Raw genomic sequence first — 22,460 nt, forward strand, 5'->3', positions numbered from 1 at the left:
ATCCGGTCGGCGCCGAACTGGCCCCCATCAGTGCTGCCTTAGATCGTGACGCAGGCGCAACCCACCTGAAACAGGGCTCGGGCACGATAGTGCCATGAAGCCGAATAAGAGGACTTCCGCTACCGCCGAGCTCTCCTGCGAAGTGTGCGGCCAGATGCCCGAGGCTCCGAAGGCCCGGGTCACCGTGGCCCAAATCGCAGTAATGCTCCCCATCGAACTTCTTGTCCACGCCATTGTGGTTGAAACGCAATTGCCTTACCTGGCCAAGGTGCTCCTCCTGACCGTGACCGCAACGGTCCTGGTCATTTGGGTCGCCGAGCCCTCCGCAGCACGGATTCTGCGGCGCTGGATCCACGCGCCTGCCCTCCGCCACCGCAGGAAGCTTCATTCGGCCCAGGCTCTTTGGCGGGCGAGGACCGTACTCCGCGACCAGCCGGGTTCCCTTAAACGCATCACCCAATCGCTGGCCCGGACCGACATCAACATCCTCAGCATCCATGTCCACCCCATGGACGGAGCCGTCATGGATGAATTCGTACTTTCCGCTCCGGGCCCCCTCGGCGAGCAAGAGCTGCTGACAGCGCTCGACGACGGCGGCGGCCGGGATTCGCACGTGTGGCCTACCACGGCACTCGCTATGGCTGACGGCCAGACCAAGGCCTTGAGCCTGGCCGCACGCATCGCCGACAACCCTCACGAACTGCCGCTGGCGGTTGCGGAACTCCTTTCGGCGAAAATCGTCACCCCCGAAGCCGAAGGTCCGGCCGTCGAGGCGGGCGCCGCCGTCGGGCCCTCCACGACCCTCCTCAAGATTCCCACGGCCTGGCACGGACCGCTCCTCTTCTCCCGGCCGGGCGAGCCGTTCACACCGGCGGAATCAGCACGTGCGCATCGGCTTGCCGAGCTTGCGGAAATCCTGGCGCACAGCCGCAGCGCCGAACCCAAGGACCGGGACTAAGCCGGGCGACAACTGGAAGGTGGTGGCGGGATGAGCGCCATGGAGATGAGAGAGCTGGGGTCCCCAGAGATGTCCGTTCCCGACCCGCCCAACGCCGAGGCGGTGGCCACGAGCCGGGAGCCCCAGCACTGGGGCCGGGCGATGGCCGTTGCCATCGGCAAACTCGCGGACCAGCTGGCATCGGAGGATGGGCATGAAGCCCTGATGGGCCGGGAGCTGCGGCTCCGCATCACCGCGAATCCGGACGGCGCACGCATCTCGGTGTGGTGTTTGCCGGAGGAGTAGCGGGGACGGAGGGGGCGTCCGGATTTCGTATCGTGAACCCGACGCCGGTGCCCGCAATCTCCGCAGGTACAGTTTGTCGGGTGACTACCAAGATTGATCTCGAGCGGGCCGCCAATACCCTCCGGGCGTGGGCATTGGATGAAGACCTGAAGCAGCGTGTCATGTCCACGCCAACCTTGGCGACAATGGCTTCGCGCGTGGCAAGGCGATACTCGGCCGGGGACACTGCCGCCGACGCCATCGAGGTAGCCGCGGCGGCGGTAGCCCGGGGGCATGCCGCGAGTATCGAATACGCAGGCGAGAGCGTGCGCAACGCCGACCTCGCACACTCTGAAGCCGGGGTATTCCTCGAGTTGGGCGCTGCCCTCGGGAAGACCGGCCTGCCGAGCACCATCTCTTTCGACCTCTCCCACCTCGGCGCCCTCGTGGACCGCGATCTGGCGCTCAACCATGTACGCCAGCTTGCCGCGATAACTGAACCGTACGGAACGGGACTGATGATCTCGGCCGAAGGTTCCGATCGGACCGATTTGGTCCTTGACCTGTACGACGAACTCGCCGTCGAAGTCCCCCGTGTCGGAATCACACTCCAAGCCCGTTTGCATCGCACCCCCGGAGACCTTGAGCGGGTCCTTCGCCACCCGGGTACCGTTCGCTTAGTCAAGGGCGCGTTCCTTGAACCCGAGTCCGTCGCCTACCCTCGCAACAGTGTCGAACTGACTGCCGCCTACCTTGATCTGGCGAGCCAGCTCATTCTCTCCGGCCACCCGCTGTCCCTCGCAACGCACGACGACCAGCTCGTCAACACGCTCATCGCCAGGCACGGCGAGGCGCTGAAGACCGATGCGATCGAATTCGAGATGCTCCTCGGACTGGGGACCGATCTTCTCGACCGGCTCCATCGGGACGGCTACAGGACGCGCGAGTACGTCATCTTCGGTGGCGAGTGGTGGTTGTACGTCCTCAACCGCATCGCGGAACATCCCGAGCGGGCGCTGACAGCTCTCGCCGACCTCAACCCGAGCTAAGCGCTCCCAGATCCTGCCCTAAACGCCTGGCGACACGGAAAATGCCCTGCGACACCGGAATTCCGGCGTCGCAGGGCATTTTCCGTGTCCCGTAGCAAGTTGCGCGTCGTGGGGTATCCCACTCTCGGCCATCGGCCTCCCTGACTCCACTTCGGTATCCCATCTCAGCACCGATTCGGACGCCAAGGCCCACGAGCCGTCAAACTTCAGCCCTCGGTCACATTCCGTTTCCTCACTTTGTATACCAAAACCCTTGACAGTGCGCCGGGTCACATCTAATTTTAATTTTGGGATCCCAAAACGGGATCCCAAAACGGACCCAACGAACCGGCAGCGTCCCTCCTCCCAGAAGGAGGACCGGGCCGCTACTGCCGCCGCCGGCGCGAGTCCAGCTGCCGCGGCAACCCGCACCCAGCTCAACAATTCAAGACTTTCCCCGCTCCTCAAACTCCCCCTGAAGGAGAAACTGTGTCTCTCCAAAACACCGAAACAGCGGCGCATGCCGTCGAAGGAACAGCAGAAGAAAAAGCCGGCAAGGACGGCGTGCAGCGACGCACGAGTGTCCGTTGGAGGCTCTTCGTCCTGCTGCTCATCCTGGTAGCCGTCAACTACATCGACCGCGGCTCCATCTCCGTGGCATTGCCCATCATCCAAAAGGAATTCAACCTCGCCCCGGAACTCGTCGGGCTCCTGCTTTCGGCATTCTTCTGGACCTATGCCCTCATGCAGATCCCGGTCGGCTTGCTCATCGACAAGTTCGGCCCCCGTAAGGTCGTCACGGCGTCGTGCATCGGCTGGGGTGCCGCAACGGCAGCATCCGGGCTGGCCGGCGGCTTCCTCAGCATGTTCATTGCCCGTTTGGGCATCGGCGTGGCCGAGGCCGGAGTCATGCCGGCCGGTGGCAAGCTCAATGCCATCTGGATGCACAAGAAGGAGCGCGGCCGCGGCGCCACGATCCTTGACGCGGGCGCCCCGCTCGGCGCCGGCCTGGGCGGCATCCTCATCACCTGGCTCATCGCCTCAACAGGCAGCTGGCGCTACTCGTTCATCATCGCCGGCGCTGCGACAGTCCTCATGGGCCTGGCCGTCTGGTGGTACGTCCGCGACAATCCCCGCAACCACAAACGCGTCAACGACGCCGAGGCCAGCTACATCGAGGCCTCCCACGCCGAGGAAGACGCCGAGGCCAAGAAGGACGGCGTCAAGGGCAAGCGCGCCCTCCTCCCCTACCTGAAGTTCCGCTCCTTCTGGGCAATGTGCTTCGGCTGGCTTGGCTTCAACGGCGTCTTCTACGGCCTCCTGACGTGGGGCCCGCTCTACCTGGCCCAGGCCAAGCACTTTAACCTGAACACCATCGGCTGGTCCACCTTCGTGATCTTCGGCGCCGGATTTGTCGGCGAAATCCTGGGCGGCACCATCGCGGACAAATGGCGTGCGGCCGGCGCGTCGGCAAACAAGGTCATGCGCACCCTGCTGGGCATCTCCAGTGTCGTCGTGATTGGCGGCCTGGTAGGCGTCACCATCGTGGCAGACCCGACGACGGCGGTTGTCCTGCTGTCCGTAGTCATGTTCTTCCTCCGCTGGGTTGGCCTGTTCTGGAGCATCCCCTCCATCCTGGGCGGGCGCACCAACTCGGGCGTCCTGGGTGGCGCCATGAACTTCAGCGGCAACATCTCAGGCTTCGTCACCCCGATTGTGGTAGGTCTGATTGTCGGGGCCACAGGCTCCTACACCTGGGCCCTCCTATACTTTGTCGGCTCCGCGATCATCATGGGCGTGTCCGTGCTGACGCTGGACTACGGCAAACGACTTCCGGTCTAACTCGCCTGACCGGTCTGGCCGAACGGTCCTGAACCACCAAAGGCCAGACGCCCGCCGGGAATGCCGGGCGCAATGACCCAAAAGAACACGAATGGAGCAAAAATGCTGATTGCAGATGAAACCCCCACCACGGACCGCCCCCTCCGGGAATCCGTGCGGGACGCCATCCGTTCGCGAATCTTCGAGGGTCATTACGCGCCCGGCACCCGGCTGGTGGAGCGGGACCTCGCCGCCGAATTCAACGTGTCGCGACTCCCCATCCGCGAAGCCCTTCGCATGCTGCGGCAGGAAGGCCTCATCCAGGACCGGGCCTCCCGCGGTTCCGAAGTGGCAGGGTTGAGTCCCAAAGACGTCGAGGACCTCTTTGACGTCCGTCAGTCACTGGAAGTCCTCGCCTGCCGCCTGGCAGCGGCCCGCGCCACTGACAAGGACCTCAAGCACCTGGCTAGGCTCCTCGATGAGGCCGATCGCTTCCTCGCGAAAGGCTCAATCCTCGAGGCGCACCGCGCCAACAGCGAATTCCACGATGCCATCACGGCCATCGCCAACAACGATTTTCTCCGCACGGCGCTGGAACCGCTCCAAGGCCGCATGCACTGGCTTTTCCGCCATGTGGACGACCTGCCGGAACTGATCCAGGAGCACCGCGATCTCTACGCCGCCATCGCCAGCGGCGATCCCGAGCGCGCCGCAACCCAATCGGCGTCGCACATTGGAAAGTACCGCGAGCAGTTCCCGCAGAAACCCGCCACCGAACTCAAGTTGCAAGGCAAACGAACATGAAATTGCTAGTCATCAATCCCAACATCAGCGCCGATGTCACTGCGTTGATCGACGCCGAAGCCCGCCGGTCTGCGGGGACTGACACCGAGCTGATCGTCCGGACCGCCGGCCATGGCGTCGAATACATCGAGACCCGCTTTGAAGCCCTCGTCGCAGCCGGGGCCGTCGCCGAAATCATCGCCGAGCACTGCGGCGGCGATCCGGCAGCAGACCACATAGACGGCGTCGTGGTGGCTGCATTCGGCGACCCCGGTATGCCTGCGCTCAAGGAACTCACCGACGTGCCGGTCATCGGCATCACCGAGGCCGCCCTCTGTGCCGCGGCCCTGCAGGGCCAGCGATTCTCCATCATCGCCATTTCGGACCGCATCACCGCTTGGTACCGGGACTGCGTGGAGCATTTCGGACTTGGCAGCCGTCTTGCCTCGATCCGGTCCATCAACCAGAGCCTCAACGGCATCGGCACCGTACAACAGGATTTCAAGGAGACCCTCCTGGCACTGAGCCGGCAAGCCGTTGCGGAAGACGGCGCCGACGTCGTCATCCTCGCAGGTGCCCCGCTTGCCGGACTCGCGCGCGAGCTTGAAGGACAGATCCCCGTGCCCGTGGTGGACGGAATCTCCGCCGGAATCCGCATGACCGAAGCGGTTGTGGCCCTGCAGTCGGGCTTCCACCGCCAAGGCGCATTTGCGCCGCCACCCGTCAAGAACCGCCGGGGGTTGTCCGAAAACCTCGACGCCGCCCTGACCGCCATCCAGGCCGCCGCCGGCGGTTCCGTTACTGCCAACGCCGTTCCATCCGGAAAGTAGGGGCCACCGTGACCATTCCCGATCTCGTCATCGCCCACGGCACCGTGGTCAACAGCCGTCAATCCACTGGGCCGGCCCGGCAGGCCGCGCACGTCGTAGTGCGCGAAGGCCGCATCACCCAGCTCATCGACGCCGCGGAACCGGTCCCCGCCGCCTCCCGCATCATCGACGCGTCCGGCAAGTTGGTCATCCCTGGCGGCGTGGACGGCCATTGCCACGTGGCCCAAGTGACCGGCCGCTTCCGCACCCTGGACGACTACCGCACTACCTCCACCGCGGCCCTGTGGGGCGGCACCACAACCATCATCGATTTTGGTATCCCCCGTGACGCCCAGGAATCCCCGCTGGATGCCGTCCTGAACAAGAAGCGACTGGCCGCCGAGTCCCGCTGCGATGTCGCGCTCCATGGCTCCGTGGTCAGCTGGGACGAGACCGTGCCCTGGCAGCTCGAGCAGCTCGCCGCCGAGGGCGTCCGTTCGGTGAAGATGTACACCACCAACCGCGGCTCCACCATGGCCGACGGCGACACCATCCTGAAAGTCATGCGCGAAATGGTGCGCCTGGACGGACTCACGTACATCCATGCCGAGCACGATCCCATCATTGCCGACTGCACCGAACAGCACGCCGCGGACGGCCGGATAGGCATCGAGCACCTGCATTCCACGCGGCCCGAACTCGCCGAGGAAATCTCCGCCAAAGAGACGCTCGCCATGGCCGAGTACACCGGAGCGCCCGTCTACTTTGTGCACCAGTCGACCCCCGGCGCGGTGGACCTTGTCACTGAGGCCCGCGGGCGCGGCCAGGAAGCCTACTCCGAGACCTGCCCGCACTACTTGACGCTGGATGACGCGGTCTATGGCAGCGATTTCCCCGAGTGGTACGCCTGCTGCCCGCCCATGCGAAGCGCTGAAACAGTGGCCGCGCTGAAGGAACGCCTCGCGGCCGGAGCCATCCACACGGTGTCCTCGGACCACTCCTGCTACGACCTCTCCCAGAAGCGCGAACGCACCGACGACGTCCGCTTCATGCCGCACGGGCTGCCCGGCGTCGAAACCCGCATGCCCGTCACGTTCACCGCGATGGCGCCCCACAGCACCGTGGAGGACTTCGTCGAGGTCTTCTCGGCCGGCCCCGCGCGGATCAATGCCGTGCCCGGCAAGGGCACTATCGCGGTAGGGTTCGACGCCGATCTCGTCATCTTTGATCCCGCCGAAGAACGCGAGGTCGACGGCGGCGCGCTCCACATGGGAACTGACTTCTCGCCTTTCGAAGGGAAGACGCTGAGCGGCTGGCCCGCCGTCGTCGTGTCCGCCGGACGCGTGGTGGTCGACGACGGCGGTTTCCACGATCCCGGCCCGGTGGGCCGTTTCGTTGCCCGCAACGGCTTCGCCGCCCACCGCGATGCCCTGTCCGTTCGAAAATCGCCGTCCGTTCCGGCCACCGTTTCTGCTTAGGAGAACCATGCCTTCCGCACACCGCCCCACCCGCATCGGCATGATCGTGCCGTCGTCCAACACGTGCCTGGAGCCGCAGAGCTACCGGATCCTGGGTGACCGCCAGGACGTCACCATCCACTTCACGCGGATTCCGGTCACCCGCATTGCGCTTGATGATTCCTCGGATAAACAGTTTGATTCGGCCGTCATGCGGGAGGCCGCCGCATTGCTCGCGACGGCGGGCGTGGACGTCATCGCGTGGAACGGAACCTCGGGGTCCTGGCTCGGTTCCGCGCACGACGAGGCTTTGGTCCGGGAAATCACGGAGGCCACCGGGATCCCGGCCACGACCTCCACGTTGGCCTACCTGGAGGCCTTCAAGGCGTTCGGCACGGAAAGGATCGGCATGTTCACCCCGTATACCGGGGACGTGAACGAAGCCGTCATCGAGTCGTATGCGCGCGAAGGAATCAAGACGGTTGACCACCGCCACCTGGACCTCAGCAACAACGAATCCTTCGCCCGCGTTACGGACGAGGAAATGCTGCCCGGGTCCTTGGAACTTGCCGCCTCGAACCCGGACGCGCTCATTTACTTGTGCACGAACCTTTACGGCGCCAACGTCACCGCGCAAGTGGAGGAAACCACCGGAGTGCCGGTGCTTGATTCCGTAGCCGTGACGTTGTGGCATTGCCTCAAGCTTGCCGGAGCGCCTTTACTGGCGCCCAAGTGGGGCCGGCTGCTTGCAGAACTGCCTTGATTCGTAAGTGGTCCTCTCTTAGAGAGGTTGGATGTTCTCCGCCTGGGGGCCTTTCGGGCCCTGCACAACGTCGAACTGGACCCGCTGATTCTCGTCCAGTGATCGGTACCCACTCGACGCGATCGCCGAGTAGTGGGCAAAGACGTCCGCCGAACCGTCGTCGGGGGCAATGAAGCCGAAACCCTTCTCGGCGTTGAACCACTTGACAATACCTGTTGCCACGGCCATGTTCCTTCTCTGAATCTGACTGACCATCGGCTTCAAACCCGATGCCCCCGGACGCATACGTCCGCTTCCTCAAACCTACGGCGCGGGGTTCGGGGGCGCAAGGATCCGTGTCGACTGATTGAAAAGCTCCGGGAAGCGGCTTTCTTTCCGCGTGCCCGAATCTTGAGGATTTCTTGTTCCTCTTCAGTGCGGGATCTTGACACTGGGTCGGCAGAGTGGTTGGCGAGTAGCGTCGTCGGCCATAAAGGAGAATACCAGGTGGGGTTGTTCCGGCGCCGGTTCGAAGCGGCAGCCCCAAAGATCCACGTGGACATCCTCGAAGACCACGCACTGTTGCGGGAGAGTCTCGCCTCTTGGCTTGAGGCCAACGCGGCAACGGTGAAGGTGGTGGGCAGGTTCGGCTCCTGGGCCGAGCTTGCCGCCTCACTGGGACAGTTGTCTGACGTCGTCCTGTTGGACATCATCCTTGGTGACCGCATCCCGCTGCGCTCCAAAATCCAGGCCATTCTCTCAACCGGATCACAAGTGGTGGTCTGCAGTTCCCTCGCGACGCCGCTGGTTATCCGCCAAGCGTTCGACGCCGGCGCGCTGGCCTACATACCCAAGACGGCGGGGGCCGAAGTGCTCACCACAGCCGTTCTCGCGGCGGCGCGCGGCGAGAAGTTCGTCCTGCCCGAGCTTGCTGGCGTCTTTGACGTCCCCGGGCCGCGGATCCGTCTCACACCGCGCGAACACGAAGCCGTCACGCTGTATCTGGGCGGCCCGGGCGGGACAATGGCCGACGTCGGCGCGAGCCTGGGCATCAGCGCCGACGGCGTGAAGAAGCTCCTCGTCTCAGTCCGCCGCAAAGCCCACGACGGACCGGAACCACTCAGCCGGCCCGCGCTCCGGGAACTGCTGATCGCCGACGGCTGGCTGCTACCTGATCAGTGAGGTGCCGTGCCGCGCGGCGGGGCCGCCGTTGAGCTGGCAGGCCGCGGTGTGCGCGCGAACGTGGTGAACCCGGGCCCGATCGATACCGGATGGATGGACGACGTGACGCGGCGCTCGGGGATTGACGCAACACCCGCGGGCCGACTCGGCACGGCCGAGGACACGACAGACCTGGTGAGATTCCTGTTTTCCGACCAGGGCTCGTGGATGAATGGCCAGATTCTTTACAGCAACGGGGGCTTCAAGATCGGCTGAGATGGTCTCGTGTCCCTCGGTTACTTCGAAGAGGACGATGAGGCATAATCATGAAAGAGAATGCCATTCGCTTTTATGATGGAGGAACACCGTGTCGCGCATTAACACTCGCCAAAGCAGGGTCACCGTTGACAACTGGCAGGAGCCGGAGAATCTGTCATGGTCCTTCCACCACATGGATGAGCTGTTCGCGAACGCTGAGATTCGCGCCACGGCCACGGACTCCGCCAGCCCACTGCAGCGGGCGGTGGCCGGGGATCCCGTCGGGCTCCGGGGCATGGCCGTGCGCCTGCCCGATGGCTCGGACCGCACCGTCGGGCAGGTCCTGGCGGCCACCAGCACCGATGCCTGGATGGTCCTGCACGGCAATGAGGTTCTCGTCGAAGAGTACTTCGGGGCGATGGCCCCCGACACAAGGCACCTACTCATGTCCGTCAGCAAATCCATCGTTTCCGCCGTGGTCGGCGTACTGGCGGGCCAAGGGAAGATCGACACCGCCCAACCGATAGAGCACTATGTTCCCGAGCTCAGTGCCAGCGGCTACAGGGGCGCCGCAGTGCGGGACATATTGGACATGCGCAGTGGCATCAAGTTCTCGGAGGAATACCTCGACGCAGGATCCGAGGTGCGGAAACTGGACGAGGCTGTGGGCTGGGCGCCCCGCAACGGCGGAGCAGGCACGCTCAAGGAGTTCCTGGTGACCTTGGAACAGGCCCGTGAACACGGCGGACATTTCGAATACCGCAGTTGCGAGACGGATGTACTCGGCTGGCTTTGCGAAGCTGCGAGCGGGAAGCCGTTCGCAGAACTCGCCTCTGAGGTCCTCTGGTCCCGGATGGGTGCCCGCCACGACGCCTACATCTCCCTCGACGCGGCCGGCACCGGTATGTTCGACGGCGGCATCTGCGCCACGCTTGGGGACATGGCCCTGTTCGGGGCCATGATCCGCGACGGCGGGGCCTCACTGAACGATGAGCGGATCCTCGAGCCTGCCTGGGTTGAGGACATCTTCACCGGCGGCCCCGATTCCGCAGCGGCCTTCGCGGCCGGCAATCATGCGGAAGCGATGCCGGGAGGCAGCTACCGCAGCCAGTTTTGGTTCCTCTCGGACGATCCGATACGGCATATTGCCTCGGGATCCACGGGCAAATGGTCTATATCAACCGGAAGTCAGGGGTAGTGGGGGTCAAATTCTCTTCAACAGCGCTGCCGGTCGACCCCGTCGCGGGCCCTGCAGCAGCCGCGATGTTCGAGGCCATCAGCGAGCGGTTGGTTGCCTTGAACGAGCACTGACAGACCGCCACCCCATCCCCTTTGCGGGACAGGGGTGGCGGTCTGCAGCAGCAACGCGGCCCTGGGCCTAGAGCAGCCCGACCTTGGTCATCAGCTCGGTGACCTTCTCGCTATTGAGCTTGGCGGGGTCCACCGAGGGTGCCTGGAGATCCTTGAGGGGCACGAGCTTGGAATTGGCCGGTACGTCGGAACCAACGGTGTACTCGAAGGAATCACCGTTCTGGAGGACCTGCTGGCCCGCTTTGCCTGTGATGAACTTCAGGAACTGCTGGGCTTGGGCCTGCTTCTTGCTGGATGCTAGAACAGCGCCGCCGGAGACGCTGACGAACGCACCCGGGTCCTGGTTCTTGAAGTAGTGGAGATCGACGTTCTTGCTGTTTTCTCCGGTCTGGGCCTGGTCCACGAAGGAGTAGTAGTGGTACAGGACTCCCGCGTCGACCTCGCCGGCATTCACAGCCGCGAGCACCGGGGTGTCGTCCTTGTAGGACTTGAAGTTGGTTTTGGCCGCCTCCAGCCATTTCTGGGTAGCGTCTTCTCCCTTGAGCGCAAGCATCGCGCTGACGATGGCCTGGAAATCAGCTCCGCCAGTGGACGCGCCGATGCGTCCCTTCCATGACGGGTCCGCGAGGTCCATCAAGGACTTGGGAAGCTGGTCTGCGCTGAGCTTGGTCTTGTTGTAGGCCAGTACGGTGGAGCGGGCCGCGATGCCCGTCCAGTCGCCGGTGGACGGCCGGTACTGCGCGGGGACTTGGCTGAGGGTTGCCTGGTCCACGGGGGCGAGCAATCCGGCACTCGCGATGCGGACCATGGCCGGGGAGTTTTCCGTGAGGAAGACGTCCGCTGGGGAGTTCTTGCCTTCCTCACTGAGCTGGTTGCTCATTTCAAGGTCGTCGCCATTACGGAGCGTGACCTTGATGCCCGTTTCCTTGGTGAAGGCGTCCACCCATGCGCCGGTGAGGTTTTCATGCTGCGCGTTGTATACGACGATGCCGTCGCCGGACGCGCCAGCCGTGGAACTACCGCTTGCGGTACCGCTTGGCGCGCCGCTGCACGCCGAAAGTGCCAGCAGCGTGGCCGTGGCGGCGGCAAGGGCCGTAGCGGGTTTGATGCCGAATTTCATGGGGGCCTTTCAAGGGTTCCGGCTGGGACCGGAATGGTTGGGGGGTAGCCCTACCCTTCATGCAGAGCAAGCCCGAGGAGCCGGGGAACGGAAGCGAGATAGGCAAGGCAATCCTTACTGTAATAACAACATGCCGCTGTTGCGTAATTCTGGGCACGCTGGGGTCGACTATTACAAACGGGAACGCGGGCGCTAAATCTGCTCCTGTCCGCGTAAGGAAACCATTAAGGACCGACGACGGCCGCCCGGTTTGGTGGTCTGATGAAGATAGTCAATTCGGGCTTTGGGCTGACCCTCCTTAGGAGCTGAATCCACTATGAAACGCACTCCCCTCAACCAAGGAACGGCACATGATTCCGAGCTTGCCGGCGCGGCTCCGGAAGACTACGTCGTTGTCGATGAGCTCGGTGATTTCACGTACTACCCGTCCAAAACGGCCATGCTCGAAGACCTTGAGTACGTAGACGAAGCGGCCAGCATTTTGGACCGGGCGGGCAACAACTTCCACTTGACGTTGGAGGCGGGCCGGAAGCTGACCCTGGGGTCCTCATTCGGCCGGGTCGAATTCACGTGGCTCCGCCAGACCTGGATCAACGACCGGCGTCGCGAACCGCAAGCTCATCGGCTGCTCCGTCTCTACCCCACAACGCTGGATGCCCTTCTGGCTGGAATATTTGAAACCCTGAGCCTGGAACTCGCCAGCAGCGCCACCAGTTCGCCCTGGGTATTGGATGTAGCGGGAGAAGAGAGCCATCCCGCGACGCTCCGGGACGTCGATGGCCTCCTCGCGCGGCTGGATCACCTTGAACGTGTCACTGTGCGCGATCCCTTCGGACACGAGTACCGGCCAACCCGTCATGCAACACACCGCCTCCATGCCCCTGGCGCAGGGGCGATCTACTACGTGGAGATGGAACCCCACCTCGGAGAGGCCGAGCAGCATCCCAACGTACCTGGCAATCTGCCGTGAGTTCCTTCAATGTGGGTTACCGCCCGGTAGGCGCGTTCTGCGATAGTTGGGGACGGCCGCCTTCGCGTCAACAGCCCGCCGGCCGGGGCCAGCCAGACACAGAGGAACAACAATGGTGAACGTCCAGACCGAAATACTGATCCAGCGGCCCCGCGAGATCGTGGCAAGTTATGCTTCCGACCCGGACAACGCGCCGGTCTGGTACGCGAACATACGATCCGCACAGTGGCAGACGCCGCGGCCCCTGGCGGTCGGATCCCGGGTTGCCTTCACGGCGCGATTCCTGGGCCGAAATCTGGACTATGTCTACGAATTCACCGAGCTTGTCCCCGGCGAGAAACTCACCATGCGCACAAGCCAAGGTCCATTCCCGATGCGGACTACCTACACCTGGTCCGATGAGAATGGCGCGACCCGCATGACCCTCCGCAACACAGGTGAACCCTCCGGGTTCTCCACGCTTGCAGGTATGGTCATGGCGCCAATGATGCGCGCGGCCATGCGCAAGGACCTGGAGAACCTCAAGAAGATCCTCGAAGCCAGCTAGTCCACGAGGCCCCCGACCCTCCCCGCGGGGCCCGTTTCTATGTGATGGGAGCCGGCAGGCTGAGCCTAAAAGGCGTGCGGGTGGCAGCGCGTATCACAGCGGCCACCGGCTTTTGTCTTTCGTAGCGGGGAACGCTGCCAAATACATCAATAACCAACCCCTCTCTTTGATCACCAGCTCCAAGCCTTAGCCGTTGGTCAGCGTGACGTCGTCGAGGTACATCCAGGTGTCATCCGCCGGGCTGGAACCGTCGAGGTGGACATTGAACCAGAGCGTGATGGTCTGGCCCTTGTAGGCGGTGAGGTCGGCGCTGAACTGGGTCCAGGTGCCGTTGTCGTTGCAGAGCTTGAACAGGCTGCCCAGGACAGTGCCGCTGGAACTGCGGACCTGCGCTTCCATCCAGTCGTACGGGCAGGCATTGCCCGTACAAGGATCTTCCGCGCTGTGGGGCTGGTACCAGAAGGACAGCGTGGATGTCCCGGCGGCAGGTACGGTGATGGTCTGGGACAGGCTGCTGTCACCCAAAGGCTCCGTTCCCGAGGCCAGTCCCAGCAACGCGGAACCCGTCCCGGTGTGGGCGGTGGTGGAGGCCACAGGTGCCCTGACGCCGCCGGTGGTCCAGGAGCTCAGCCCGGACTCGAAGCCCCCGTTGGTAATAGTTGAGGTGGTTGTTGCGGTGGGGGTGACCGGAGCCGAGGCCGCCGAGGCCGGGGAAGTCCCCACCGCATTGGTGGCCGTGACGGTGAAGGTGTAGGCGGTGCCGTTGCTCAGACCCGTCACGGTCGCCGTCGTCGCCGGCGGGTTACCGGCCACGGTGACCGGGGCCAGGGTCGTGGAGCCGGCGTGCGGGGTGACGGCGTAGGAGGTGATCGCGGAGCCGCCGTTGTTCGGCGCGGTCCAGGACACGGTCGCGGAGGCGTTCCCCGGCGTCGCCGTGACACCTGTCGGAGCGGACGGTGCCGTCACGGTTGCCGTGGGGGTGACCGGAGCCGAGGCCGCCGAGGCCGGGGAAGTGCCGACGGCGTTGGTCGCGGTGACGGTGAATGTGTAGGCCGTGCCGTTGGTGAGCCCCGTCACCGTCGCACCGGTGGCGGGTGGGTTTCCGGTGACAGTCACCGGCGCCAGGGTCGTGGTGCCCGCGTGCGGGGTGACAGCGTAGGAGGTAATCGCGGAGCCGCCGTTATTCGGGGCCGTCCAGGACACGGTCGCGGTGGTGTTGCCCGCCGTCGCGGTCACCCCTGTCGGAGCGGCAGGCGCCGTCGCGGTCGGCGTGGGGGTGACCGGTGCAGACGCGGTCGAGGCCGGCGAGGTGCCGACGGCGTTCGTGGCCGTGACGGTGAACGTGTAGGCCGTGCCGTTCGTCAACCCCGTCACGGTCGCCGTCGTCGCGGGCGGGTTCCCGGTGACGGTGACCGGGGCCAGGGTCGTGGCGCCGGCGTGCGGGGTGACGGCGTAGGAGGTGATCGGGGAGCCGCCGTTGTTAGGGGCGGTCCAGGACACGGTGGCGGAGGCGTTGCCGGCGGTCGCGGTGACCCCGGTGGGGGCGGCGGGCGCCGTGGGCGTTGTCTGGGTGTTGCTGAGGGTGACGTCGTCGAGGTACATCCAGGTGTCATCCGCCGGGCTGGCGCCGTCGAGGTGGACGTTGAACCAGAGCACGATGGTCTGCCCGTCGTAGGCGGAGAGGTTCGCGCTGAGCTGGGTCCAGGTCCCGGAGTTGCTGGAGAGTTTGAACAGGCTCGCCAGGACCGTGCCGCTCGTGGTGCGGACTTGTGCTTCCATCCAGTCGTAGCGGCAGGTGGTGCCGGTGCAGGTGTCGTCTGCGGTGTGGGGCTGGTACCAGAAGGACAGGGTGGACGTCCCGGCGGCGGGCATCGTGATGGTCTGGGCCAGGCTGCTGTCACCCAAAGGCTCCGTCCCGGAGGCCAGGCCCAGCAACGCGGACCCTGTGCCGGTGTGGGCAACAGTGGAGGCCACGGGCGCCCTGACCCCGCCGGTGGTCCAGGACGTCAGCCCGGATTCGAACCCGCCGTTGGCGACGCCGGGAGCGGGTGCTATCGGCGTGACAGGCGCCGAGGCGGCAGACGGCGCAGACGTTCCCACGGCGTTCGTGGCGGTGACGGTGAAGGTGTAGGCGGTGCCGTTGGTGAGTCCGGTGACGGTCGCCGTCGTCGAGGGCGGATTCCCGGTAACCGTCACCGGAGCCAAGGCCGTGCCGCCGGACGAAGGCGTCACCGCATAGGAGGTGATCGGGGAGCCGCCGTTGGCCGGAGCAGTCCACGACACCACGGCGGACGCATTACCCGCCGTGGCGGTCACGCCGGTTGGAGCGGAAGGTGCGGTCGGGGCTGTCGGGGTGACCGGAGCCGACGCGGCCGACGCCGGCGACGTGCCGATCGCGTTGGTGGCCGTGACGGTGAACGTATAAGCAGTGCCGTTAGTCAATCCGGTGACGGTCGCCGTCGTCGAGGGCGGATTCCCGGTAACCGTCACCGGAGCCAAGGCCGTGCCGCCGGACGAAGGCGTCACGGTATATGAGGTGATCGCGGAGCCGCCGTTGGCCGGCGCCGTCCAGGACACCACGGCCGAGGCGTTACCCGCCATCGCGCTCACCCCAGTAGGTGCCGCAGGCGCCGTCGCCGTGACCGGGGTGACGTCGATCATGGAGTAGTCGTCCGTGGTGATCGAACCGTTGGATTGGATGTTCAGTCCGTAGCTAATACCAGACGCGCCTGAGGGAAGGGCTGGCGTGGTCCAGGTAATTTGGGTCCAGTTACTACTGGCGTTGAACAATGGGCTCGCCGTCCAGTAGGTCCAGTACCCCGTTCCTGTACGGTAATAGACCTCGAATTGGGTGATGACGTTGGATTTATACCAGGCGCTGAGCTGATAGACATGGCCGGGAGTGCCCGTGGGCGAGCAGCCGCCAAGGTCCAGGGCAGGCAGGAGCTTCGCGTCACCGCTGACGTACCCACTCAGAGTCAACTGTTCAGCGTTGGTGCCGGTGTGTCCGGGCGAGACCACGGAATAGCTAGGCGTGTTGGTGCCATATCCACCCGCAGCCCAGCACAGCGGAATTCCGCTGGTGAGCGTCTCCAGGCTCGGGTTCTGGATCATGTTGGTTCCCTGCGGAGGCGGCGGAGGCACGGCCGGGCCGGAGACGAGCGGCTGGACCGCGCCACCGATTACCTGGTCTACCGTCTTCACGACAACACTGCCCGCTGTCTGTTGTTGCGCTAGCCACGAGGCGAATTGGTTGAACAGACTGGGGCTGATGGTGAGGGTCGGATCGGTCCCCACCGCTATGTGGTGGAACGTCAATTGAACCCAGCCACCGCCAGCCGCCTGCGCCCTGGTCACGGAGTTTTCAAGGTTGGACAGCGTCCATGTGCTGTCCACTTCCTCCGGCGCTGCGGTGTCATAGGGGTTGGCAGGCGGGATGGTCTCGGCAGCCGGCAGCCCCGGATCGTCCTTGCTGTAAAGGTCCCCGAGCCCGCGTGCGCTGTTGAAACCGCAATTCTTCACGATGGTCTGAACCGCAGGATCCAAGGAGGCGAAGGGGTACGCAAAGCTGGTGACCTTGAAGCCCATGTTTGCCAGGGCGACCCTGCCGTTGCACACCTGCCGCGTCACTTCATCCGACGTCAAGGTGACCAGGTCGGGGTGCGTGACCGTGTGCCCGGCAATCTCATTGCCGTCCGCATAGAGTTGCTGCAGGTTCGCCGACGTGAAATAGCTCGGCTGATCGACCCACCCGGAGGGGACGAAATAGGTGCCGTGAAGTCCGAGGTTCTTCATCGTGGCAGCGGCGGTCAACTGGTCGGCGTTGCCGTCATCGAAGGTCAGCGTGATGACAGTGTTGGCTGCGGCATGCGCCGGCAAAGCAAAGCCGCTGAGGAGTGCCAGGACCATTGCTGCGCACGCTCCCACGGCGCCCCAACGGATCCCGAAGCGCCGTATCACTGTCTGCTCCTGCGTCGAGAGTCTAGCCACTCCACTCACCGTCCATTCGATCCCGGGGCAACCGTCAAGATGAGAGCATTCCCCGCCCCTAGGTCTTCGGCGATGATAGGGCGTTGACACCGACCGCGTCTTGAGTGGACTCACCCGGCTGGGCAGCAGCTGCGGGCCGCGATCCTGAGTGTGCTCACCCGATTGGGCAGTATAGGTGCCGGCGAGCACCCCAGGGTTGGTTAACTAAGCTTGAGCGCCTTGACCGCACTCAACACTTTGGCGAGGGATTCCTTGGCGTCGCCAAACAACAGCGTGGTCTGCGGCTCGTACATGAGTTCGTTCTCTATTCCCGCGAAACCCGGCCGCATGGAGCGCTTCAGGAAGACCACCTGGCGGGCGTCAGCAACTTCGAGGATGGGCATGCCGTAGATCGGCGAACCTGGAGTGGTCTTCGCGGCCGGATTGACGACGTCGTTCGCGCCGACCACGAGCGCTACGTCGGCCGTCCGGAATTCCGAATTGATCTCGCCCATTTCCTTGAGCGATTCGTAGGGCACATTGGCTTCGGCGAGAAGCACGTTCATGTGCCCGGGCATGCGGCCAGCCACCGGGTGGATCGCGAAATCCACATCGATCCCCCGCGCCTCAAGTGCGAGGGCCAGCTCTGCGGCCGTGTGCTGACCCTGCGCTACCGCGAGCCCGTAACCAGGAACGATGATGACCCGTTGCGCGTAGCCAAGGAGAACGGCCACGTCTTCCGCGCTGGAGGAGCGCACCGGGCGGTCGCTCACCGCCGTCGACCCCGCCGTCGAGCCTCCCTTGAACGCGCCGAAAAGGATACCCGCAACACTGCGGCCCATGGCCGCGGCCATGGCCCGGGTGAGGATGGTGCCCGAGGCGCCTACCAACGTGCCAGCCACCACCAAAAGCACATTGCCAAGCACCAGGCCGGAAGCTGCCACGGCCAGGCCCGTAAAGGCATTCAGCAGCGAGATAACGATCGGCACGTCCGCGCCGCCTACCGGCAGCACGAGCAGCACGCCCGCCGCCAGCCCCAGCACCAAGAGCAGCAGCGCGAGCGCTAGGGAACCACTGAAAACGACGGCGACGGCGGCACCCACCGCCGCGAGCAGCACCGCTCCCATGAGGGTCGGCAGGCCAGGGAACACCACCGGGCGGGTGGTCATGAGCTCCTGGAGTTTGGAGAATGTGATGGCGGAACCTGCGAACGACACCGCCCCCACCAGCAGCGTGAAGACAATGGCTACACGTACCCAGCGGTCCTCCGTGTGCGCAAGTTCCAGGAGTGCAACGAGCGCCGCGGCACCGCCACCCACGCCGTTGAACAGCGCCACGAGTTGTGGCATCTGGGTCATCCTGACCTGGCGCGCCACCGGCGCGGCCACGCCCGAACCGACCACCATCGCGCCCAGGATCCAGGGAACGTTGTCCATTTTGACGGACGTGAAGACCGTGGCGACGGCGAGCACCGCACCGAATGCGCCCACCAGGTTGCCTCGCCGGGCGGTACGTGGCGAATTGAGTCCCTTGAGCGCGAGGATGAAACACACGGCAGCCGCAAGGTAGAGGAGCGATGTCCACACCGGGTCGATGAGGGTCATCGCGTGCGCCCCTTGGACCCGGCCTCGACTGCCGCAGATTTCCCGTCTGGGGGCACAACGCGTTTACGGCCGCGGAACATCTCCAACATGCGGTCGGTCACTACGAAACCGCCCACCAAATTGGCGGTGGCGAGGACCACGGCGAGCAAGGCGACCGCGAGGACCCAAGGGTCCGAGGCCTGCCCGGCGACGATGATCGCGCCCACCAGGATGATTCCGTGAATAGCGTTGGCCCCGGACATCAAGGGCGTATGAAGCGTGCTTGAGACCTTGGAGACCACTTCGAAGCCCACGAAGATCGCCAAGACGGTGATGGTGAGCAGGGCGATGCCGTCCATCAGGAGACCCCCTCGTTGGCGGAGCTTACGGATTCCGCCGTCTCGGCGGAGAGCGCCGCAAGGGCCTCGGCCGTCGGACCGTGCCGCACCTCGCCGTCGTGCGTCAGGCACGCGCCCGCCACCACCTCATCGCCGAAGTCCGGGACGACTGCGCCATCACAAGTCATGAGGGCCAGCAAGTTCGCGACGTTCTTCGCGTAGAGGCGCGAGGCGTCCGCGGGCATGGCAGAGGCGACATCCTTCATCCCCACCAGAGTGACCGTGCCCTGGCCGTCCGCCGTCGGTATTTGAAGATCCAGGCCAGGCACCGAGCCTTCCACATTGCCGCCGGACTCCGCGGCGAGGTCTACGACCACCGATCCCGGGCGCATGTGCTGAACCATTTCGCGGCTCACCAGGAGAGGGGCCCGCCGCCCGGGAACCGCCGCCGTCGTGATGAGCACGTCTGCCTGGGCCACGTGCGGGGCGAGCAGCTCTCGCTGCAGGGCGCCGCGGTCGGCGCTGAGCTCGCGCGCATAGCCGCCGGACGATTCCGCCGTCTCCACGTCGAGCTTGATGAAGGTGCCGCCCATGGACGCGACCTCGTCCGCCGACGCCGGCCGGATGTCGTTGGCGGAGACGCGTGCACCCAGCCTCTTCGCGGTACCGATGGCCTGCAGGCCGGCCACGCCCGCACCCAATACCAGCACGCGGGCCGGGGGAATGGTTCCGGCGGCCGTCATGTAGAGCGGGAAGAAGCGCGGGAGGCGCATTGCCGCCTCGAGCACGCAGCGGTATCCGGCCACGAGGGCCTGGGACGTGAGCGCGTCCATGGATTGTGCCCGGGAAATGCGCGGCACCAGCTCAAGCGCGAAGGAGGTCACGCCCGCCTCGGCGAGCGCGAGGACGGTGGGAAGTTCCGACGACGGCGAGGCCAGCCCTACCGTGACGGCGCCCCGGCGAAGCGCAGCAGCCGTCGTGGGTTCGAGGGGGCGGACGTGCGCGTAGACGTCCAGTCGGGCGAGATCCAACGCGGGGACGATGAGGGCTCCTGCCTGGCGGTAGTCCTCGTCGCTGTGGCCCGCGGCGGTTCCAGCTCCGCTTTCGACGACGACTTCCAGCCCGAGTCCAGCCAACTGAGTGACGGTCTCCGGTGTCGCAGCCACACGACGTTCACCCTCCAGGCGCTCCCGCGCTATGCCGAGTTTCACCCGCGCTCCCTTTCCGAACCCCAATGTCCTTCTGAACATCATTGTCCTGAGCCGTTGTTGGCTTGAGTCTAGGACGCGGAAGGCCGTGGCGGGAGTAGGGATGACGGCCAGGGCGGCCATTCCCATCTTCGGGCGGTTCTAATATGCTCGCTGTGGGCTGGGAGCCTCCAGTTACCGCACCGTCGATGAGCCGGTTCCGGCCGCGCCGTCGGGAAGGAACACAGCTATGGCAACGTACAAAATCGGATACTTCGTCGGCAGCCTTTCAAGCCGTTCCATCAACCGGGTCCTGTCCAAGGCCCTCATCAGCGTAGCGCCGGAGGAGCTCGAATTCACCGAGATTCCCATCAAGGACCTGCCCCTGTATAGCTCGGACTACGACGCCGATTTCCCGCCTGCGGGACGGGCCCTCAAGGACGCTATCGCGGCGTCGGACGGTATCCTGTTCATCTCCCCCGAGTACAACCGCTCCATCCCCGGCGCCTTGAAGAATGCCATCGACTGGGGATCCCGGCCCTGGGGAACCAACTCCTTCGCACGCAAGCCCACGGGCATCATCGGCACATCACCCGGCAGCATCGGGACGGCCGTGATGCAGTCCTCCATGCGCAGCGTCCTGAGCTTCCTCGACGCGCCGCAACTCAACGCCCCGGAGGCCTACGTCAAATTCGATCCGGCATCGTACAACGAGGACGGATCCGTCCGGGACGAAGGCACCGCGTCCCTCCTGCGCCACTACATGGAGGAATACAGCGCGTTCGTCCAACGCGTCCTGGCTGCCAACGCGCCCGGGCACATTGGCGACGAACACCCGGACGGCGCCAAGCTGACGCGGTAGCGTGGCGGGCGCAGGTTTTCCGCGCGGCCGCGGGGCTGCTCCCCTGTGACACCGTCCACCGGTTCCCGGAGGAGATCTGCATGGCCGTTGTGTCGCGCGTACTCCTCGATCATGTGCAGGACAATCCATCGCAGGCTGGGTGCCCGGCCATCAGACCAGGTGCGCAATGCCAGCCGGCCCATGCCGGCGTCGGCCATTGCCTCCGCGGTCAGCGAGCGGGAGCGGGACACCGTGTCCTGCCAGAGCGCACGGAGCTGCTCGGGTGAGTCCTCGGCGGCCGAGTGCCAGTCCCAGTCAGGGCGCTACCACGCGCCGTGGCAACCACGCCGGGATCCCGCCGTGTGGTGATTCCAAGGCCTCACCGGCGTGACGAGCTTGTGGCTCCAGGTTCGCCCTCCGGGCGCGCCGAAAATACTTGGGTGCTCAGTGCTTGGCAGCAATATCCGCCGAAATCAGCCCTGCAGTGTGCACGATTTCGTCCCGGACCGACCCGATATAGGCTCCCGGATCAGGCTGTACGGCGACGTTTTGAGCCTGGAGCGAGACGTTGACGGCAGCCACCACCTTGCCGGCAGCATTGCGGACGGGCGCTGCAACGGACATGAGCCCGAGTTCCAGCTCTTGGTCCAAAACGCACCAGTCCTGCCTGCGCACGCGGTCCAGCTCGGCCACCAGCTCTTCGCGGGACGTGACGGTCCGTGGCGTCAGGGCTTTGAACTCCACTGAGGACAGGTACTCATCCAGTTTCTGCTGCGTCAGGCCGGCCAGGAGCACCCTTCCCATGGACGTGGCGTAGGCGGGGAAGCGGGTACCCACCGAGATGCCGACCGTCATGATCCGGCGTGTGGTCACGCGCGCCACGTAGAAGATGTCCGCCCCATCCAGCACCGCGGCCGAGGTCGACTCCCCCAATTTCAGCGAGAGTTCTTCAAGGTGCGGCTGCGCGAGCTGGGGCAGTGACAACGCCGACAGGTACGAATAGCCAAGTTGCAGCACCATCGCGGTGAGCGCGAAGGTCTTGCCGTCCGTGCGGACATAGCCCAGCTCCACCAGGGTATGCAGGAACCGACGGGCCGTGGCACGCGTGAGGTTGGTGCGCGCCGCCACCTCGCTAAGCGTCATGACGGGGTTGGCCGCGTCGAAAGCACGGATCACGGACAAGCCACGTGCCAGCGATTGCACGTATTGGTCGCTGGCCTGGGGAGCACCCGCCTGCGGCGCTCCGGCTACTGCTGCGTCGGTCATGGTTACCAATCCTATTGGCGCGAACTGGCAGCAGGTGCCCCTTGGAT

At 65.0% G+C, this 22,460-nt stretch carries 21 protein-coding genes and 1 pseudogene; 14 read left to right on the top strand and 8 right to left on the bottom strand.

Going from position 1 to position 22,460, the window contains the following annotated elements:
• Positions 1-94: 94 nt before the first annotated feature.
• The 8 genes from QRN59_RS11555 (at position 95) to QRN59_RS11590 (ending at position 7,883) form a co-directional block, all read left to right on the top strand.
• The gene (locus QRN59_RS11555) at positions 95-958 is read left to right on the top strand and encodes an ACT domain-containing protein (protein WP_284982661.1); all 864 of its coding nucleotides are present in this window, start codon (positions 95-97) and stop codon (positions 956-958) included.
• Between the two features lie 30 nt (positions 959-988).
• The gene (locus QRN59_RS11560; RefSeq protein WP_284982662.1) at positions 989-1,243 is read left to right on the top strand and encodes a hypothetical protein; all 255 of its coding nucleotides are present in this window, start codon (positions 989-991) and stop codon (positions 1,241-1,243) included.
• An 80-nt stretch (positions 1,244-1,323) separates the two neighbouring features.
• Positions 1,324-2,271 carry a proline dehydrogenase family protein gene (locus tag QRN59_RS11565; RefSeq protein WP_284982663.1) on the top strand — a complete coding sequence of 316 codons (948 nt, stop codon included), beginning with the start codon at positions 1,324-1,326 and terminating at the stop codon, positions 2,269-2,271.
• Between the two features lie 468 nt (positions 2,272-2,739).
• Positions 2,740-4,092, top strand: coding sequence for an MFS transporter (locus QRN59_RS11570; protein WP_284982664.1), 1,353 nt, complete (start codon positions 2,740-2,742; stop codon positions 4,090-4,092).
• 102 nt (positions 4,093-4,194) lie between these two features.
• Positions 4,195-4,875 (top strand): GntR family transcriptional regulator, encoded by a 681-nt coding sequence (locus QRN59_RS11575; protein ID WP_284982665.1) that lies wholly within the window; start codon positions 4,195-4,197, stop codon positions 4,873-4,875.
• On the top strand, positions 4,872-5,684 hold the full coding sequence (locus tag QRN59_RS11580; protein ID WP_284982666.1) for an aspartate/glutamate racemase family protein: 813 nt from the start codon (positions 4,872-4,874) through the stop codon (positions 5,682-5,684). The genes QRN59_RS11575 and QRN59_RS11580 overlap by 4 nt, the downstream gene beginning before the upstream one ends.
• Positions 5,685-5,692: 8 nt before the next feature.
• On the top strand, positions 5,693-7,141 hold the full coding sequence (locus QRN59_RS11585) for an amidohydrolase family protein (RefSeq protein WP_284982667.1): 1,449 nt from the start codon (positions 5,693-5,695) through the stop codon (positions 7,139-7,141).
• Between the two features lie 7 nt (positions 7,142-7,148).
• Positions 7,149-7,883 (top strand): maleate cis-trans isomerase family protein, encoded by a 735-nt coding sequence (locus QRN59_RS11590; RefSeq protein WP_284982668.1) that lies wholly within the window; start codon positions 7,149-7,151, stop codon positions 7,881-7,883.
• Positions 7,884-7,901: 18 nt separating this feature from the next.
• Here QRN59_RS11590 and QRN59_RS11595 read toward each other — a convergent pair whose 3' ends face one another.
• A complete protein-coding gene (locus tag QRN59_RS11595) occupies positions 7,902-8,105 on the bottom strand; it encodes a cold-shock protein (protein WP_035743560.1) in 204 nt (67 codons plus the stop codon).
• Between the two features lie 264 nt (positions 8,106-8,369).
• Here QRN59_RS11595 and QRN59_RS11600 point away from each other — a divergent pair, with 264 nt between their 5' ends.
• The 3 genes from QRN59_RS11600 to QRN59_RS11610 all read left to right on the top strand — a co-directional run bounded on the left by QRN59_RS11600 (position 8,370) and on the right by QRN59_RS11610 (position 10,479).
• Complete coding sequence (locus QRN59_RS11600; protein ID WP_284982669.1) at positions 8,370-9,044, top strand: response regulator; 675 nt, start codon at positions 8,370-8,372, stop codon at positions 9,042-9,044.
• A 6-nt stretch (positions 9,045-9,050) separates the two neighbouring features.
• Positions 9,051-9,299 (top strand): SDR family oxidoreductase, encoded by a 249-nt coding sequence (locus tag QRN59_RS11605; protein WP_350225234.1) that lies wholly within the window; start codon positions 9,051-9,053, stop codon positions 9,297-9,299.
• Positions 9,300-9,390: 91 nt separating this feature from the next.
• Positions 9,391-10,479 carry a serine hydrolase domain-containing protein gene (locus QRN59_RS11610; protein WP_284982670.1) on the top strand — a complete coding sequence of 363 codons (1,089 nt, stop codon included), beginning with the start codon at positions 9,391-9,393 and terminating at the stop codon, positions 10,477-10,479.
• A 180-nt stretch (positions 10,480-10,659) separates the two neighbouring features.
• On the opposite strand, the gene QRN59_RS11615 is transcribed toward QRN59_RS11610, so the two are convergent.
• A complete protein-coding gene (locus QRN59_RS11615) occupies positions 10,660-11,712 on the bottom strand; it encodes an iron ABC transporter substrate-binding protein (RefSeq protein ID WP_284982671.1) in 1,053 nt (350 codons plus the stop codon).
• A 316-nt stretch (positions 11,713-12,028) separates the two neighbouring features.
• Here QRN59_RS11615 and QRN59_RS11620 point away from each other — a divergent pair, with 316 nt between their 5' ends.
• Both QRN59_RS11620 and QRN59_RS11625 read left to right on the top strand, forming a co-directional pair.
• A complete protein-coding gene (locus QRN59_RS11620; RefSeq protein WP_284982672.1) occupies positions 12,029-12,682 on the top strand; it encodes a hypothetical protein in 654 nt (217 codons plus the stop codon).
• Positions 12,683-12,794: 112 nt separating this feature from the next.
• The gene (locus QRN59_RS11625) at positions 12,795-13,229 is read left to right on the top strand and encodes an SRPBCC family protein (RefSeq protein ID WP_284982673.1); all 435 of its coding nucleotides are present in this window, start codon (positions 12,795-12,797) and stop codon (positions 13,227-13,229) included.
• A gap of 186 nt (positions 13,230-13,415) precedes the next feature.
• Here the strand turns inward: QRN59_RS11625 and QRN59_RS11630 are convergent, their stop codons facing one another.
• The 4 genes from QRN59_RS11630 to QRN59_RS11645 form a co-directional block, all read right to left on the bottom strand.
• Positions 13,416-17,189, bottom strand: a complete 3,774-nt coding sequence (locus QRN59_RS11630; protein ID WP_284982674.1) for a fibronectin type III domain-containing protein — start codon at positions 17,187-17,189, stop codon at positions 13,416-13,418.
• Positions 17,190-17,419: 230 nt separating this feature from the next.
• Positions 17,420-18,802, bottom strand: a complete 1,383-nt coding sequence (locus QRN59_RS11635; RefSeq protein ID WP_284982675.1) for an NAD(P)(+) transhydrogenase (Re/Si-specific) subunit beta — start codon at positions 18,800-18,802, stop codon at positions 17,420-17,422.
• Entirely contained in the window at positions 18,799-19,140 is a 342-nt protein-coding gene (locus tag QRN59_RS11640; RefSeq protein WP_284982676.1) for an NAD(P) transhydrogenase subunit alpha part 2, read from the bottom strand. The genes QRN59_RS11635 and QRN59_RS11640 overlap by 4 nt, the downstream gene beginning before the upstream one ends.
• On the bottom strand, positions 19,140-20,330 hold the full coding sequence (locus tag QRN59_RS11645; RefSeq protein ID WP_284982677.1) for a Re/Si-specific NAD(P)(+) transhydrogenase subunit alpha: 1,191 nt from the start codon (positions 20,328-20,330) through the stop codon (positions 19,140-19,142). The genes QRN59_RS11640 and QRN59_RS11645 overlap by 1 nt, the downstream gene beginning before the upstream one ends.
• 226 nt (positions 20,331-20,556) lie before the next feature.
• Between QRN59_RS11645 and QRN59_RS11650 the strand changes: the two genes are divergently transcribed.
• Positions 20,557-21,168: an NADPH-dependent FMN reductase gene (locus tag QRN59_RS11650; RefSeq protein ID WP_284982678.1), complete on the top strand. Its 612-nt coding sequence runs from the start codon at positions 20,557-20,559 to the stop codon at positions 21,166-21,168.
• Between the two features lie 38 nt (positions 21,169-21,206).
• Here QRN59_RS11650 and QRN59_RS24645 read toward each other — a convergent pair.
• Both QRN59_RS24645 and QRN59_RS11660 read right to left on the bottom strand, forming a co-directional pair.
• Positions 21,207-21,467, bottom strand: a pseudogene (locus QRN59_RS24645) (mycothiol transferase); the annotation flags it as partial.
• 124 nt (positions 21,468-21,591) lie between these two features.
• Positions 21,592-22,413: an IclR family transcriptional regulator domain-containing protein gene (locus QRN59_RS11660; protein WP_284982679.1), complete on the bottom strand. Its 822-nt coding sequence runs from the start codon at positions 22,411-22,413 to the stop codon at positions 21,592-21,594.
• Positions 22,414-22,460 lie beyond the last annotated feature (47 nt).

This window comes from Arthrobacter sp. efr-133-TYG-118 (genome assembly GCF_030209755.1).
Taxonomy (GTDB): domain Bacteria; phylum Actinomycetota; class Actinomycetes; order Actinomycetales; family Micrococcaceae; genus Arthrobacter.